Annotated in this window: 15 protein-coding genes; 9 read left to right on the plus strand and 6 right to left on the minus strand. The window is 68.7% G+C overall.

The features are described 5' to 3' along the window. Nucleotides 1-22 precede the first annotated feature (22 nt). The 6 genes from P5F91_RS00850 to P5F91_RS00875 all read left to right on the plus strand — a co-directional run bounded on the left by P5F91_RS00850 (nt 23) and on the right by P5F91_RS00875 (nt 5,272). Nucleotides 23-748: a GntR family transcriptional regulator gene (locus P5F91_RS00850; RefSeq protein ID WP_145612773.1), complete on the plus strand. Its 726-nt coding sequence runs from the start codon at nt 23-25 to the stop codon at nt 746-748. A gap of 144 nt (nt 749-892) precedes the next feature. After that, a complete protein-coding gene (locus P5F91_RS00855) occupies nt 893-2,161 on the plus strand; it encodes an epoxide hydrolase family protein (RefSeq protein ID WP_145612772.1) in 1,269 nt (422 codons plus the stop codon). A gap of 29 nt (nt 2,162-2,190) precedes the next feature. Then, the gene (locus P5F91_RS00860) at nt 2,191-2,982 is read left to right on the plus strand and encodes an alpha/beta fold hydrolase (protein WP_277906160.1); all 792 of its coding nucleotides are present in this window, start codon (nt 2,191-2,193) and stop codon (nt 2,980-2,982) included. A 190-nt stretch (nt 2,983-3,172) separates the two neighbouring features. Continuing rightward, nucleotides 3,173-4,228 carry an alpha/beta fold hydrolase gene (locus tag P5F91_RS00865; protein WP_145612770.1) on the plus strand — a complete coding sequence of 352 codons (1,056 nt, stop codon included), beginning with the start codon at nt 3,173-3,175 and terminating at the stop codon, nt 4,226-4,228. A 10-nt stretch (nt 4,229-4,238) separates the two neighbouring features. Continuing rightward, a complete protein-coding gene (locus P5F91_RS00870; protein WP_145612769.1) occupies nt 4,239-4,769 on the plus strand; it encodes a cytochrome P460 family protein in 531 nt (176 codons plus the stop codon). Between the two features lie 38 nt (nt 4,770-4,807). Beyond that, complete coding sequence (locus tag P5F91_RS00875; protein WP_277906162.1) at nt 4,808-5,272, plus strand: DUF1348 family protein; 465 nt, start codon at nt 4,808-4,810, stop codon at nt 5,270-5,272. 22 nt (nt 5,273-5,294) lie between these two features. On the opposite strand, the gene P5F91_RS00880 is transcribed toward P5F91_RS00875, so the two are convergent. Continuing rightward, nucleotides 5,295-6,587, minus strand: a complete 1,293-nt coding sequence (locus tag P5F91_RS00880) for an MFS transporter (protein ID WP_338424062.1) — start codon at nt 6,585-6,587, stop codon at nt 5,295-5,297. Between the two features lie 165 nt (nt 6,588-6,752). Between P5F91_RS00880 and P5F91_RS00885 the strand changes: the two genes are divergently transcribed. Continuing rightward, the gene (locus P5F91_RS00885; RefSeq protein ID WP_277906164.1) at nt 6,753-9,710 is read left to right on the plus strand and encodes an ATP-binding protein; all 2,958 of its coding nucleotides are present in this window, start codon (nt 6,753-6,755) and stop codon (nt 9,708-9,710) included. Nucleotides 9,711-9,720: 10 nt separating this feature from the next. Here the strand turns inward: P5F91_RS00885 and P5F91_RS00890 are convergent, their stop codons facing one another. Continuing rightward, nucleotides 9,721-10,356: a Vgb family protein gene (locus tag P5F91_RS00890; protein WP_145612766.1), complete on the minus strand. Its 636-nt coding sequence runs from the start codon at nt 10,354-10,356 to the stop codon at nt 9,721-9,723. A gap of 31 nt (nt 10,357-10,387) precedes the next feature. Beyond that, on the minus strand, nt 10,388-11,608 hold the full coding sequence (locus tag P5F91_RS00895; RefSeq protein ID WP_277906165.1) for a helix-turn-helix domain-containing protein: 1,221 nt from the start codon (nt 11,606-11,608) through the stop codon (nt 10,388-10,390). A gap of 116 nt (nt 11,609-11,724) precedes the next feature. Between P5F91_RS00895 and P5F91_RS00900 the strand changes: the two genes are divergently transcribed. Then, nucleotides 11,725-12,501, plus strand: coding sequence for a DUF899 domain-containing protein (locus P5F91_RS00900; protein WP_145612764.1), 777 nt, complete (start codon nt 11,725-11,727; stop codon nt 12,499-12,501). Between the two features lie 477 nt (nt 12,502-12,978). After that, nucleotides 12,979-14,331: an amino acid permease gene (locus P5F91_RS00905; RefSeq protein ID WP_277906167.1), complete on the plus strand. Its 1,353-nt coding sequence runs from the start codon at nt 12,979-12,981 to the stop codon at nt 14,329-14,331. A gap of 24 nt (nt 14,332-14,355) precedes the next feature. Here P5F91_RS00905 and P5F91_RS00910 read toward each other — a convergent pair whose 3' ends face one another. The 3 genes from P5F91_RS00910 to P5F91_RS00920 are packed head-to-tail and all read right to left on the minus strand — an operon-like array spanning nt 14,356 to nt 15,294. Continuing rightward, nucleotides 14,356-14,646 carry a DUF5985 family protein gene (locus P5F91_RS00910; protein ID WP_277906168.1) on the minus strand — a complete coding sequence of 97 codons (291 nt, stop codon included), beginning with the start codon at nt 14,644-14,646 and terminating at the stop codon, nt 14,356-14,358. Between the two features lie 11 nt (nt 14,647-14,657). Beyond that, complete coding sequence (locus tag P5F91_RS00915; RefSeq protein WP_277906169.1) at nt 14,658-14,924, minus strand: DUF5985 family protein; 267 nt, start codon at nt 14,922-14,924, stop codon at nt 14,658-14,660. A gap of 4 nt (nt 14,925-14,928) precedes the next feature. Then, on the minus strand, nt 14,929-15,294 hold the full coding sequence (locus P5F91_RS00920; RefSeq protein ID WP_277906170.1) for a hypothetical protein: 366 nt from the start codon (nt 15,292-15,294) through the stop codon (nt 14,929-14,931). Nucleotides 15,295-15,337: the final 43 nt, after the last annotated feature.

Genomic DNA, 15,337 nt, shown 5'->3' on the forward strand with positions numbered 1-15,337 from the left:
ATTTTTGCGATATGTGATCCCGATGCGCGATAAACTGGCCCCCCAGCCCGACGACAGCACCCCGATCTATTTGCAGCTCGCGCGGAAACTGCGGGAACAGATCGCCTCGGGCGGTATCGACCCCGGCAACGCCCTGCCGTCGGAACGCAATCTCAGCGACCTGACCGGCATGTCGCGGGTGACGATCCGCAAGGCCATCGACAAGCTGATCGAGGAAGGGCTGCTGTTCCGCAAGCACGGATCGGGCACCTTCGTGGCGCCGCGGATAGAGGCCCCGGCCTTCCTCAGCGGCTTCAGCGACGATGCCCGCCGGCGCGGCGACAAGCCCGGTGTCATCTGGATGATGAAGGCCTACGCCAGCCCCACGGAGGATGAGGCAGCCATGCTGGAGATCCCGGTGGTGACCAAGGTGGCGCGGCTGAGCCGCATCCGCCTGTCGGATGGGGAACCGCTGGCCATAGAGCATGCGGTGGTGCCGGCGCGCTTTCTGCCAGCGCTGGAGGAACTGGGCGATTCCCTGTACGAGGCCCTGGGCGCCCACGGCTATCGTCCGGTGAAGGGCCAGCAGCGCATCCGCGCCTCGCTCGCCACGCCGACGGAGGCCGGTATCTTCTCCGTCAGGGAGAACGCCGAGGTGCTGCGCATCGAACGCGTGACCCGCCTGGGTGATGGCACGCCGGTGGAATTCACGCGCTCGGCCTATCGTGGCGACCGCTATGAGTTCGTGAGCGACCTGCGCTGCGAATGACGCCTGTTCGCCGATCTGTGGGCTAACCGGGGGCGCGGCTGACAGCCGCCAATACCGCATCACAAGCCATAACAGGCGGGGCGCCCGTCTCTCGCTTACTGATTTCGCCGTGGGACTATCCTCTGCGGAAAAGGGAAGCGATCGATGAATTTCCCCCCGGCGACACGCCGTCATTTCCTGGCCGCCACGGCGGCGGCCGGCGCCTTTGGCGCCCTGCCCGGCGCGGTGAGGGCCGCCACGGGCGACGCGGCCATCCGCCCGTTCAAGGTCCAGATCCCGGATGAGGCGCTGGCCGAGATGAAGCGGCGGGTCAACGCCACCATCTGGCCCGAGGCCGAGACCGTGCCCGACGACAGCCAGGGGGTCCGGCTGGCCACCATGCAGTCGCTGCTGCGCACCTGGGGCACGGATTACGACTGGCGCAAACTTGAGGCCAAGCTGAACGCCCTGCCCATGTTCATCACCGAGATCGACGGGCTGGACATCCACTTCATTCATGTGAAGTCCCGGCATCCCAAGGCCCTGCCCATGATCATGACCCATGGCTGGCCGGGGTCCATCCTGGAATTCCTGAAGGTCATCGACCCGCTGACCAACCCCATGGCTCACGGCGGCAGCGCCGACGACGCCTTCCACCTGGTCATCCCCTCCATTCCCGGTTTCGGCTTTTCGGGCAAGCCCTCGGGCAAAGGCTGGGGGTCCGACCGTGTCGGCCGTGCCTGGGGCACGCTGATGCGCCGCCTGGGCTATGAGCGTTACGTTTCCCAGGGCGGCGACTGCGGCTCCGTCATTTCGCAGCGCATGGCGCGGCAAGACGTGCCCGGCCTGATGGCCATCCATCTCAACATGCCCGCCACGGTGCCGGCGGAGATCGCGGCCATCCTGAAGGCTGGCGGACCGGCCCCAGCCACGCTCACGCCCCAGGAGCGGGCGGCGTTCGACGCGCTGGAGACCTTCTACCGCGACAGCTCCGGCTACGCCGACATGATGGTCACGCGGCCGCAGACCATCGGCTATTCCCTGCTGGACAGTCCGGCCGGCCTGGCCGCTTGGATGTACGACAAGTTCGCGACCTGGACCTACAGCGGCGGCCAGCCGGAACGCGTGCTGACGCGGGAGGAGATGCTGGACGACATCTCCCTCTACTGGCTGACCCGCACCGGGGCTTCGGCCGCGCGCATCTATTGGGAAGACCACTCCAACAACTTCAACGCCTTCGACATCAAGACGCTGCCGGTCGCCGTCACCGTCTTCCCCGGTGAGATTTACCGCGCGCCCAAGACCTGGGCAGAACGCTGCTACCACAACCTGGTCTACTTCAGCGAGGCCAGCAACGGCGGCCATTTCGCCTCGTGGGAACAGCCCGAGCTGTTCACGGCCGAGGTGCGCGCCGCCTTCCGCTCACTGCGCTGAGCGGTCCTCTCCCTCCCAAGGAAATGATCATGAAGAAACTCTTCGCCGCCGCCGTCACGGTGGCGCTGCTGACGGCCGGCGTTGCCGCCGCCGAGACGGTCGCCAAGCCCCCGAAGCCCACCATCGTCCTGGTGCACGGCGCCTTCGCCGACGCGTCCAGCTGGAACGGTGTCATCCGCACCCTGGAAAAGGACGGCTATCCGGTGGTGGCCGCCGCCAACCCGCTGCGCGGTGTTAAAAGCGATGCCGCCGCCGTGGCCGACGTCGTGGCCAGCATCCCGGGGCCGGTGGTGCTGGTCGGCCATTCCTATGGCGGTTCCGTCATCAGCGAAGCGGCCAATGGCAAGGCCAACGTGCAGTCTCTGGTGTTCGTCGCCGCCTTCGCGCCCGAGGCGGGGGAGACGGCGGCGGGCCTCAGCGGTAAGTTCCCCGGCAGCACTCTGGCCCCCACGCTGGCCCCGGCCGTGACCCTGTCGGATGGGGGCAAGGACCTCTACATCCAACAGGAACGCTTCCCCGACCAGTTCGCCGCCGATGTGCCGGCGGCCGAGGCCAAGCTGATGGCGGCGACGCAACGCCCCATCGCCCAGGCCGCCTTGGGCGAGGCGTCGGGCGAGGGCGCCTGGCACCGTGTTCCTTCCTGGTTCGTCTACGGCGACCAGGACAGGAACATTCCGCCCCAGGCCCTGGCCTTCATGGCCGAGCGGGCGCATTCCCACGGCACGGTGGTGGTCAAGGGCGGATCCCACGTCGTGATGGTGTCGCATCCCGGCACCGTCGCCGCCCTGATCGAAAAGGCCGCCGCCAGCCCGGCGCCCTGATCGCAGAAAAGGGGAAGGCCCGTGTACCGCATCGGCACCACGGCATCGACACCGTCATCGGCGCGGCCCGCTCATAAGGCCTCACGACACATAACGGGCCTGTCCGGCACCGATCGTTATTCTGAGCTCTGACGAAAACGCAACGCGGGCGGGACGGGACTCCCCCCGCCGGATCAAAGGTGATTGGGTCATGAACCTCACGAACCCCTTCGACAAGATCGACCAGCGGCGGCGCCAGCTGCTGGGGGCCGGCGCCGCGGCGGCCGTGGCTGCCACCTTAGGGGGCATGGCGTCCGCCCGGGCGGCGGCCGCCACGCCCACCGCCAAGCCGGCGGGCGGCGGCGCCGACCCCTTCGCGTCGCTGAAGCGGATCGACGCTGGCCCCCTGACCGTGGGCTACGCCGACATCGGGCCCGCCGATGGCAAGCCGGTGCTGCTGTTCCACGGCTGGCCCTATGACATCCACGCCTTCGCGGAGGTGGCACCCAAGCTGGCCGCCGCCGGCTATCGCGTGATCGTGCCCCACCTGCGCGGCTATGGCACGACGCGCCTGCGCGACACCAACGCGATGCGCAATGGCGAGCAGGCGGCCCTGGCCGTGGACGCCATCGCCTTCATGGACGCGCTGAACATCCGCCAGGCGGTGGTCGCCGGCTTCGACTGGGGCGCGCGTACCGTCAACATCCTGGCCGCGCTGTGGCCGGAGCGCTGCAAGGCCATGGTGTCGGTCAGCGGCTATCTCATCGGCAGCCAGGCGGCCGGCAAGGCCCCGCTGCCGCCGGCGGCGGAGCTGCAGTGGTGGTACCAATTCTATTTCGCCACCGAACGCGGCCGGGCAGGCTATGCCGCCAACACTCATGAGTTTTCCAAGCTGATCTGGCGCCTAGCCTCGCCGAAGTGGGGCTTCGACGACGCCACCTTCGATCGCTCCGCGGCGTCCTTCGACAATCCGGACCATGTCGATATCGTCATCCACAACTACCGTTGGCGGCTAGGCCTGGCGGAAGGCGAGGCGCAATTCGATGAGCTGGAGAAGCGGCTGGCCCAGGCGCCCGCCATCGGTGTCCCCACCATCACCATGGAAGGCGATGCCAACGGCGCCCCGCATCCGCAGCCGGCGGCCTACGCCAAGAAGTTCACCGGCAAGTACGCCCATCGCCTGGTGACCGGCGGCATCGGGCACAACCTGCCGCAGGAGGCGCCCGAGGACTTTGTCCGCGCCGTCATCGATGCCGACAAGATGTGAGGGACGTGCCATGCGACTGTTCACAAGCACGCTGCTGGTGGCTGGCACGCTAGCCGCCACGGCCCTGTCCTTGGCGCCGACGGGGGCGTCGGCCGAAGGGGCGCGGGATGGCGCGAATGCCGGCGCCGCCTCCCCCCTCTATGGCGTGACCATTCCCGAGGGATATCGCGCCTGGCAGCTGGTGGCGCCGGCGCAGGAGGCGGCGCCCTTGGATGAGCTGCGCGCCATCGTGGGCAACACCACGGCCATCAAGGCCTATCAGGCGGGCACGCTGCCGTTCCCGGACGGTACCGTCCTGGTGAAGCTGGCATGGAAGCATACCCAGTCGCCAGAGTTCGCCACCGCCTCCGTCCCCGGGGCGGCGACCACGGTGCAGATCATGGTCAAGGACAGCAAGCGCTACGCCGCCACCGGGGGCTGGGGCTTCGGCCGTTTCGTCAACGGCCAGCCAGCGGACCAGGCCCAGCATGAAACCTGCTGGGGCTGCCACCAGGCGCTGGTGGCGGACCGGGATTATGTCTTCACCCGGTATGCGCCCTGATGCGGCCGCGCCGCTGTCTTTGAATTTAAGGACATCTCATGACCACGCATAACGCGGCGCCGACTCTGGACCCCAACCTGATCGAACGGGTGCGGACGGCGGAGGATGGCTGGAACCTGCGCGATCTCGATGCCGTGGTCCTCAGCCACCGCATAGACTGCCACTGGCGCAGCCGTGCCGACTTCCTGTGGGGGCGGGAGCAGATCCGCACCTTCGTCACCCGCAAGTGGCGCCGCGAGATCGAGATGCGGACCATCAAGGAACTTTGGGCGTCGCATGGCGCCCGTGTCGCCGTCCGCTTCGCCAGCGAGTTCCGCAACGACAGCGGCACCTGGTTCCGCGCCTACGGCAACGAGGCGTGGCAGTATGACGAAACCGGTCTGATCTGCCGTCGCCTGACCAGCGTGAACGAGCATCCCATACAGGAACATGAGCGCATGCTGCGCTGGCGGCTGGGTGTCCGCCCCGCCGACCACCCCTCGCTTTCAGAGCTGGGACTGTAAGGCTTGGGGTTGTGCCGCCGTCCTAGCTTTCCACCGGCGCGCTCCTTAGCTCTTGCCCGCGTGTCTCGGGCAGCAGGAAGGCGGCCAGCAGGACCAGGGCATAGGCGGCAATGGCGTACAGGCCGATGGCATGGCGGAGCCCCAGGCCCAGGATGCTGCCACCGATCAGCAAGGGCGTGATGCCCGCCATGCCCCGCCCGAAATTATAGCAGAAGCCCAGGCCGGACCCGCGCAGAGCGGTCGGATATAGCTCCGCCAGGACGGCGCCGATGACGCTGAACATGCCCAGCGCGAAGAAGCCCAATGGGAAGCTCAACAGCAACAGCGCCTGGTCGGACACGGGATAGAGCGTGCAGGCCAGCAGCAGCGCGGTGGCGCCCAGGGCGAAACTGGCCAGGGTTTTCCGCCGGCCTTTGCGGTCGCCCAGCCAGGCGCCGAAGGCGTAGCCCAGGAAGGACCCGGCCACCAGCGCGCCGAAATACAGGCTGGCGGTGCCGGTGGAAAACCCCCGTTCCGCCTTCAGCATGGCCGGCCACCAGGTGGCGATGGCCCAATAGCCGCCGTGCATGCCGGTGGTCAGCAGGCAGCCCTTGAGGGTGGAGGGCAGCACGGGGGCGGCGAAAATGCCGTTCCATGCGGGCCGGGCGCGCGTCAATTGCAGGAAGGCCTCGGTCTCGCTCATGCGCGTGCGGTAGATAAACACCAGAAGGGCCGGCGGCAGCCCGATCATGAAGGGCGCCCGCCACCCCCAGTCCGGCTGCAGCAGCGCGGGGATCAGGGTGGCGCTGGCGGCGGCCAGGCCCCAGCCCACCGGCCAGGCGCTCTGCGCGGCACCTACCATGCGGCCCCGGAATTCCGGGGCTGCGGCCTCCGCCACCAGGACGGCGCCCACCGTCCATTCGCTGCCGAAGCACAGCCCCTGGAACGCCCGTGCCGCCAGGAACGACACGTAGCCGTCGACCAGGCCGCACAGGCAAGTTGAAACGGCCAAGCCCATGATGGTGACCTTCAGCAGCCGGACGCGGCCCAGCCGGTCGGCCAGCATCCCCGCGATCCAACCGCCGGCGGCGGAAGATACCAGGGTGACCGTGGCCAGCAGGCCGGCCTGCGCATGGGTCAAATTCCATAAGGCCACCAGGACGGGCAGCATGAAGGCGTACAGCTGCACATCCATGGCATCCAGACTGAAGCCCGCGAACGAGGTCCAGAATGCCAGGCGGGAATTGGTTCCCAACTTACAATACCAGTGTGCGCGCATCGCCGAGACTGACCATGTTCCGGGTCCGCTGTATAGGGGCGGCTGGTCTGGATTCATATGTCTCACAAGGCCTAACGCGCTCTAACTTGCGGGGAAGGGATGAAAGCACCACACACTTGTCCTCGATGTCAGCGCGCCTTCGGCCGGGACCTGCCCACCCGTGGCCCTGGCGATGGCTTGTGACTCGACCGCGCTGCGAAAAGGCGGCAGTTTGTGAACGACATGTCTTCCTCTTCCCAAATCCCCCCGGTCCAGGTTTCGCTGCTGGACGGCCCGGTCGCCTTTGGTCCCTTCCGCCTGACCGTGGGCGAACGCCTGCTGACCCGGGACGGCGCTCCGGTCGAGATCGGTGGCCGCACCTTCGATCTGCTGGTCGCCCTGGTGGAACAGCCCGGCCGCGTGCTTGCCAAGCGCGACTTGCTGAAGCGCGTGTGGCCTGACGTGGTGGTGGAGGATGGCAGCCTGCGTTTCCATATGGCGGGCCTGCGCAAGATACTGGGCGATGGCGAGAACGGCGCCCGCTATATCGCGACCCAGGTGGGCGTGGGCTACGCTTTCGTCGCCACCCTGCAGCGGGCGGCCCCGGCGGCGGAAACGCCGGCGGTCGCCCCTTTGGCCCCCCGTGACGGCGGCCTCTATTCCATGGACGCCGCCGGCCGTCTGCCGGCCCGCCTGCCGCGGGTCTTCGGTCGGGAAGCGGACGTGCAATTGCTGACGGGCCGCGTGCCGGAAACGCCGCTCTTCACCATCGTCGGCGCCGCCGGCGTGGGCAAGACCACCCTGGCGGTGGAGATGGGGCACATGCTGATGCCCCACTTCGACGGCAAGGTGCGCTTCGTCGATCTGGGCACCCTGGAGGATCCGGCCCTGCTGGCCTCCGCCATCGCGGCGGCGTTGGGCACGCTGGTTCAGTCCGAAGACCCCATGGCGGTCATCCTGGGTCATGTCCGCCAGGAACACCTGTTGCTGATCCTGGACAACTGCGAGCATCTGGTGGACGCCGTGTCGCGGGTGGTGGAGCGCCTCATCGACGCCGCCCCCCAGGTCCGTATCCTTGCCACCAGCCGCGAGCCGCTGCGCGTGCGGGCGGAGCATGTGCACTGGCTGGGCTCGCTGGCCTATCCCGATGCCGGTGCCGAGGGCCTGTCGCTGGACACGCTGCTGGCCTATCCGGCGGTGGCGCTGTTCGTGGAACGGGCGTCGGCCGGCAACAGCGCGTTGCGCTTCGATGTCGACGCCGTCCGCCTGGTATCCGACATGTGCGGCCGGCTGGACGGCATGGCCCTGCCCATCGAACTGACGGCCGTGCGGGTGGCGGCCCACGGGCTGGAGGCAACGGCCCAGCTGCTGGGGGAGCGGTTCAGCCTGGCCTGGGCCGGACGCCGCACCGCCCTGCCGCGCCAGCAGACCCTGCAGGCCACCCTGGATTGGAGCTACAACCTGCTGCCGGAGGCGGAGCGCCTGACCCTGGAACGCCTGTCGGTCTTCCTGGGCCCGTTTTCCATCGATGCGGCGCTGCAGGTGGTGACGGACGAGGAGGTGCCCACCGATGCAGCGGTCTTGGCCCTGGATGAGCTGACGACCAAGTCGCTGATCTCCCCCGACCGGCTGGGCAACGCCAGCACCTACCGCCTGATGGTAATGACACGCGCCTACGCCCGGGAAAAGCTGCTGGGCCGGGGACCGCAGGCCTTCCAAGCCGTTGCCCGGCGGCACGCGGCCTTTTTCGTGGCCAAGCTGGAGGAGCCGGCCTTTTCCGATCGGCGTTGTCTCGATCGCTTCCATTACTTCTCGCGCCAGCTGGGCAACATACGCAGCGCCCTGGATTGGAGCTTCGGCCCCGATGGCGACGTGGCGCTGGCCGTCCGCCTGGCGGCGGCGAGCGTGCCTGTTTTCACCAACATGTCGCTGCTGGTGGAATGCCGCGACTGGTGCGCGCGGGCCGTGGCCCACCTGGACGGCCACCGCGATACGGCGGTGGAGATTGAGATCCAGGCGGCGCTGGGCCTGGCGCTGATGTTCACCCGCGGCAATAGCGAGGCGGCGGAAACGGCGCTGCGCCGCGCGCTGGCCGTCGCCACCACCCTGGGCGACCATTGGAACCAGCTGCGCCTTCTGGGCCGCCTGCAGATTTTCCATGAGAGGATCGGCGACTACGCGACGGCCCATGGCTGGGCCGACATGGCGGTGAAGGTGGCCGAGGTGATCGATACGCCGGAGGCGGCGGCCGTCGCGGCTTCCCTGGCCGGCATCTCACACCACCTGGCGGGGGACCAGGCCAGCGCGCGCCAGGAACTGGAGTTTTCCATCCGGCAGAGCATGCCGTCCGACCGGCGGCGGACGATCTATTACGGCTTCGACCACCGCAACCGTTCGGGTATCGCGCTGGCCCGCGCGCTGTGGCTGATGGGCCACGCCGACCAGGCCCGGGCCGTGGCCGCCCGCACCGTGCGCGAGGCGGCGGGGCTGGAGCACGCGGTCACTCACTGCATCGCTCTGCTGTGGACGCTGTCGGTCGACCTGTGGGCGGGCGATCTGGAGAAGGCGGAAGTCAGCCTGGCCAACTTCGCCCGCGCCGCCGAGGTCAACGCCCTGGGGCCGTACATCGCCGCCAGCGGGGGCCTGCGGGGGGAACTGGCCGTCCAGCAGGGCCGCGCCGGCGACGCGCTGGACTGGCTGGAGGAAAGCCTGGCCCGCCTGCGCGCCGCCCGGTATGAGCTGCTGACCACCACCTTCAGCCTGGCGCTGACGCAGGGCCTCAAGCTCAGCGGCCGCCAGGGGGAGGCGTTGGACCTGGTGGACGCCGCCATCGACCGCTGCACAGCCAGCGGCGAACTGTTCACCATGCCCGAGCTGCTGCGCGTCAAGGCCGATGTCCTGCGGACCCTGCCGGGCCGCGACGCGGCGGAGGTGGAGGCGCTGCTGCACGACGCGTTGGCGTGGAGCCGCCGGCAGGCCGCCAAGGCATGGGAACTGCGCGCTGCGATCGACCTCGCCCGCCTTTGGATGGACCAGGGGCAGCCGGGCCGGGCGCTGGCCCTGCTGCGGCCCCTGCGCGACGGCTTCCAGGAAGGGCTGGATACAGCCGACCTGCGTGCCGCCGACCAGCTGCTGCTGATGCTGGCGGATCTGCCGGGAACGGCCCATGGCGGCGGTGCGCTGTCGGCCTGGCCCTGGTGATGCAGCGGCCTTAAGGTCGGGGCCGGCGGACGGCGCGCAGCGTGCCGCTGTCGCCCCCGCCGCAGAAGAAGCGGTCGCCGCCATCGGATTCCAGCCCGGATACGCCCGCGCCGGCCGGCATGTCCAATTGTTCCAGGACCTCGCCCGTGCGCGGATCGATGTGGCGAAGGTCGCTTTCGCCCCCTTCCCAGGTCCCGTGCCACAGCTCCCCGTCGACCCAGGTGACCCCGGTGACGAAGCGGTTGGTCTCGATGGAGCGCAGGATGGCTCCCGTCTCGGGGTCGATCTGGTGGATCTTGCGGGCGCGGTATTCCCCGACCCACAGCGTGCCCTCCGCCCAGGCCAGCCCGGAATCGGCACCCCCGGCCGGGGCGGGAATGGTGGACAGCACCTGGCCGGTGGCGGGGTCCAGCTTCTGGATGCGGTTCTCGGCGATCTGGTACAGGTGCCGCCCGTCGTAGGCTGTGCCGGCGTGGGCTGCGACCTCGATGGAACGCCGCACGGCGCCGCCTTCCGGGTCCAGGGCGTTCAGCCGGTCGCCCGCGGCGAACCAGACCTGCTGGCCGTCATAGGTCACCCCGTGCACGCGGTCGACGTCGGGGAAGGGGCCGTATTCGCGCAGTATTTCAGCGGCTGATCGTTTCATGGGGGTCGCCTCCGGTGGATGTCGTCCCACGCTAATCGCCCGGCAGGAAGGCGGGGAGTAACAAGGTCGTCGTGAATCCTGGCAGGGGCGGGGTGGTCCAGCGCCGCGCCCGGCCCTGGCCGAAGGCCTGCGCCCTGCCCGCCGCCGCCAGCGTTTCCAGCACGCGCTGGACGGTGCGCTGGCTGGTGCCCAGCGCCATGGCCAGGGCGGAACTGGACCATGGCTCGCCATCCGCCAGCAAGGCCAGCACGGTGGCGAGCGCATCTTCTTCCGGCAGCGTCAGCACCGCCACGTCAGCCGCTTCCAAGGGCTGCAGGGCAAACCCCTGCCTGGTGGCCTGCACCTGGGCCAGCGGCCGCAGCAACGCGCGCAGCCGCCCGATTTCCACCCGCAGGCGTGCCCGGTGGGACTCATCGGCGTCCTTGGCACGGAAGGCGCGGACCACCAGCGCGCGTCGCGACACGTCGGCCGGCCAGGCCTCGGCCAGTGCGCGGGCCAGCGTGAACAGGACGGGGCGGCGGGTCAGCGGAATGAGGGTGTCGCCGGCGTGCACCGTCAGGCGGCAGGCATCCACCACCAGCATGGTCGAGGCCCGCAGCGCCTCGACCTCCTCCAGAGTCAGCAGCCGCTGCGTTCCCTGCGTCAGCAGGCGGGCGGCCGGCAGTGTCAGGGCGCGGGCGGCAGCGTCCACCTCCGCCATCAGGGCCGGGATGCCAGCTTGTCGCGCGGCGTGTCCGGCGCGGGCCAGGGCCGCGCGGGCCGGTTCCGCCCGCACGCGCCGCAGGGCGACGCCGGCCACCACCAGTTCATGGACGGCGCGTAGCGCGGGCGGGAAGGGGGTGGGGTCCAGCAGGGCCAGCGCCCCCTCCGCCTCATCCAGCCGGCCGACCAATAGCAGGCGCCGGATTTCCAGGTACCGGGCGTGCGCCGCATTCACGCGGTCGCCGCGCGCCTCCAGCACCTCGCGCGCCCGATCCAGCGTCGTCGCGGAAAAGCCGAGGTCGCGCGCGGCCAGCGCGATTTCCGCCTCCGCCACGACACAACGCGCACGTGCCACGGCCTCCTGCGGGCCGAAGCCGCGCATGGCGTCACGCAGCAGCGCCCGCGCCCGGGGAAGATCGCCCAGCTGCGCCATGGCGATGCCGCGCAGAGCCAGGGCCGGCGGGTCACCGCGCAGGGCGACGCGGTTCAGCGCGCCCAGCGGGTCGCCCCGGGCCAATGCCCGTCCGGCGGCCGTGATCAGCGAGTCCATGCGAATCCCGTCACACTTGTCACTCCCGACCCTCCGGCGCCCAGGCCCAGTCTGGCCCCGACCACCGCCCCCTGTCCCCGGTGTAAGGGGCGGGTGGATATACTGATGGAGAGAAAATGATGACACCACATGTGACGGGAACGCGGGAAGAGTGGCTGGCGGCGCGGCTGGACCTGCTGGAGGCAGAGAAGGCGCTGACGCGCGAGAGCGATGCGCTGGCGCAACGTCGCCGGGCCTTGCCCTGGGTGCGGGTGGACAAGGATTACCGCTTCGAAACCGACGGCGGTCCCGCCACGCTGGCCGACCTGTTCGGCGGGCGCTCGCAGCTGATCGTCTATCACTTCATGTTCGGGCCCGATTACACGGCGGGTTGCCCCTCGTGCTCCATGATTGCGGACGGCTTCAACGGCTTCGCGGTCCACCTGGCCAACCATGACGTGGCGCTGGTGGCGGTGTCGCGGGCGCCGCTGGCCAAGCTGCAGGCCTATAAGCGGCGCATGGGCTGGACCTTCCCCTGGGCGTCATCGGCCGGCGGCGACTTCAATTTCGACTACAACGTCGCCTTCACCGAGGCGGAGCAGCGCGACGGCCGTATCGAGTACAACTACAAGCGCGGCGGCCACGCCATGGACGCGACGACGGTGGTGCCGGAACCGGTGGCCCGGTTCGCGGCCACCTGCGGCACCGACGCGCCCACCTATACCCGCGACCGGCCGGGCATGAGCGCGTTCGCGTGCGGCGACGACGGCGCCCTCTACCACACCTACTCGACCTATGCGCGGGGCCTGGACAGCCTATGGGGCGCCTACCAATGGCTGGACCGCGCGCCACTGGGCCGCAACGAGGGCGGCGTCTGGTGGCGCCGGCATGACGAGTACGGCCCGCAACGCTGAAGGGGGGGCCGGGGGCGCCGTCTTGGCGGCATCCCGGGCCCTTGCCCTCCTTCCACAGGAGATGGGACATGTGGTTTAGCGGACTTCCACGCATTGCGGATTGGCTGCGCCTGGCCGCGGCACCGACCTTCGCCGTCATGGCGGCGGTCACGGCCATTCAGGAGGCCGCGCGGCCGGCGATGCTCTGCATCACCCCGGCGGACGCGTGGCCCCTGGGCGGGATGACGCAGATGTACCTGCTGATGGCCATTTTCCACCTGGGGCCTTGGCTGGCGCCGGCGGGCCGCCAATCCAACACGCATCTGGGGCAGCCACCGCGCCGAAAAGATGATATGAACCCTTCTGCCCAAGTAAAGATTGGCTGGCGGAGGCCTTGAATTACCTGGGAGCAGCAAGCACCGGGCTTTGGTCAAGTAACATAAGAATTTTCGGGAGAGGGATTTTAATGTTTTGTGATCAAGCTGCCGGCGGTGCCGCGTGAGCGAAGTGTCGGAAGGGCTGGTTCGCGGCCTTAAGAACCGTCATGTGCAGATGATCGCACTGGGCGGCGCCATCGGATCGGGATTGTTTCTAGGCTCGGCGCAGGCCATCCACAAGGCCGGACCCAGCCTGCTGCTGGCCTATGCGCTGGGTGGCATGGCGGTGTTCTTCATGGCGCGGGCGCTGGGTGAGCTGCTGCTCTACCGCCCGGTGGCCGGTTCCTTCGCCACGTACGCCCACGAATTCGTGGGGCCCTGGGCCGGCTTCGTCTCCGGCTGGTCCTACTGGTTCCTGTGGGTCATGGTCGGCATCGCCGAGCTGACGGCGGTCGGCGTCTATATCCGTTACTGGTTCCCCAACTTGCCGCAATGGGTGCCGGTGCTGGCCATGCTGGGCGTGCTGCTGGCGGCCAACCTGCGCAGCGTGAAAGTGTTCGGCGAGTTTGAATTCTGGTTCGCCCTGATCAAGGTCCTGGCCGTCGTCGCCCTGCTGATCTTCGGCGTGGCGGTGCTGGGCTTCGACGCCGGCGGTCTGGGCACCCACGCCAGCGTCTCCAACCTGTGGACCCACGGCAGCATCTTCGCCAACGGCACCATGGCGACCTTGCTGGTCTTTCCGGCCGCCCTGTTCGCCTTCGGCGGCATCGAACTGATCGGCGTGACGGCGGGCGAGGCGGAGGATCCGGGCAAGACCCTGCCGCGCGCCATCAACGGCGCCCTGCTGCGCATCCTGGTGTTCTACATCGGCGCCATCGTGGTGATCATGTCGCTGGTGCCGTGGGACCAGATCTCCCCCGATTTCAGCCCCTTCGTCACGGTGTTCGACCATTTCGGCATTCCCGCCGCCGCCGGGGTGATCAATTTCGTGGTGCTGACGGCCGCCGCCTCGGCCTGCAACAGCGGCATCTTCTCCTGCGGCCGCATGCTGCACACCCTGGCCAACGCCAAGGAGGCGCCGCCCTATTTCGCCACGCTCAGCGACCAGCGTGTGCCCACGCGCGGCATCATCGCCTCGGTGGTGTTCATGCTGGCCGGGGTGCTGGTGAACTACGTCGCGCCCGAACAGGCCTTCATCTACGTGATAAGCACGGTGGTGGTGATCCAGCTGTGGACATGGTCCATCATCATCATCTCTCACCTGCTCTACCGTCGCGCCGTGGCGGCGGGGCGGGCGGCGCCGTCGCCCTACCGCATGCCTGGCGCGCCGTGGACGGGGTATCTGACGCTGGCCTTCTTCGCCCTGACCCTGGTGCTGCTGGCGTTTGACGACAACACCCGCCTGGCCCTCTACGTCGCCCCCGCCTGGGTGGTGGCGATGGTCGTCGGCTGGCAGGTGGCCAAAAGGGGATGACCGCCGGGCGGGGCGCCGGTCCCGTCAGGATCGGGCTTTCCCCCGCCGTCGCACGTTCTTGCCCACAATGGCGGCGATGATCAGCGAGAAGGCCACCAGCCGCAGGCCGAACGCCCACAGGTATTCCCCTTGCGCGACGTCGGCGAAGGCGGTGATCGCCTGGTTGATGGCCAGCAGCCCGAAGGCGGTGGCGAAAGCCAGGAACAGCGTGTCCCGCACCCGTACCCAGAACCGTAGGAAGAAAAGGCCGACCAGGAAATAGCCCAGCGTCACGCCGCCGGACAGGTAGCTCAGCACCTTGACGGACTCTTCCATCCCAGCCCCCATCACTCCGTCTCCCAGATAAGTCCGACCAGCAGGATGCCAACGGAGACCAGGGCGGTCACCGTGCGCAGCGGACGCAGGTCCACGTCGGGCAGCACGACAAAATCCAGGAACAGCAGGAAGTTGTTGATCGCCAGGCCGGTGAAGCAGAGCGCGCTCCACAGCAACAGGCGTGACCGGTCCTGCAGGTATTTGCGGATCAGAAGAACCATGCACAGAAAGCTGGTGGCCCCACACAGCAGGTAGACGACCGCTGCAAGCGTCGGCATGGCCTCAATCCTTGCTCAGTTTGAAGGCGTCGGCGAAAGACTTGATACGCGAATTCGGGGTCGAAAGGATGGCTCTCATGACGGATAGCGGCTGCTCGGCATAGGCGGTCTCGAGGTCGCGCACGAAAGCCTCCAGGATGGGCCCGGCCGGCTGGAACCGGTGGGCGTCGCCTTCCACGACGACCAGGCCCGCCTGGGCAAGGGGGACCAGCGCCCCCTCGATCGCGGTGGCGCTGCTGCGCAGATGCAGGATCAGTTCAGGCACCGTCCACGCCCGGTCACGTCCCCGGTACAGGAACAGGAGGGTCTCCAACGCCCAGACGGAGGGGGTGGAGAGGCGCAAGAGATGAAGGTGCCGTTCGGAAAGCATGGCGGTTACCGTCTAGTCCCCGGTGGCCTATGGCCGCCCGCGG

The sequence above is a fragment of the Nitrospirillum amazonense genome, from assembly GCF_029594735.1.
GTDB classification, from domain to species: domain Bacteria; phylum Pseudomonadota; class Alphaproteobacteria; order Azospirillales; family Azospirillaceae; genus Nitrospirillum; species Nitrospirillum amazonense.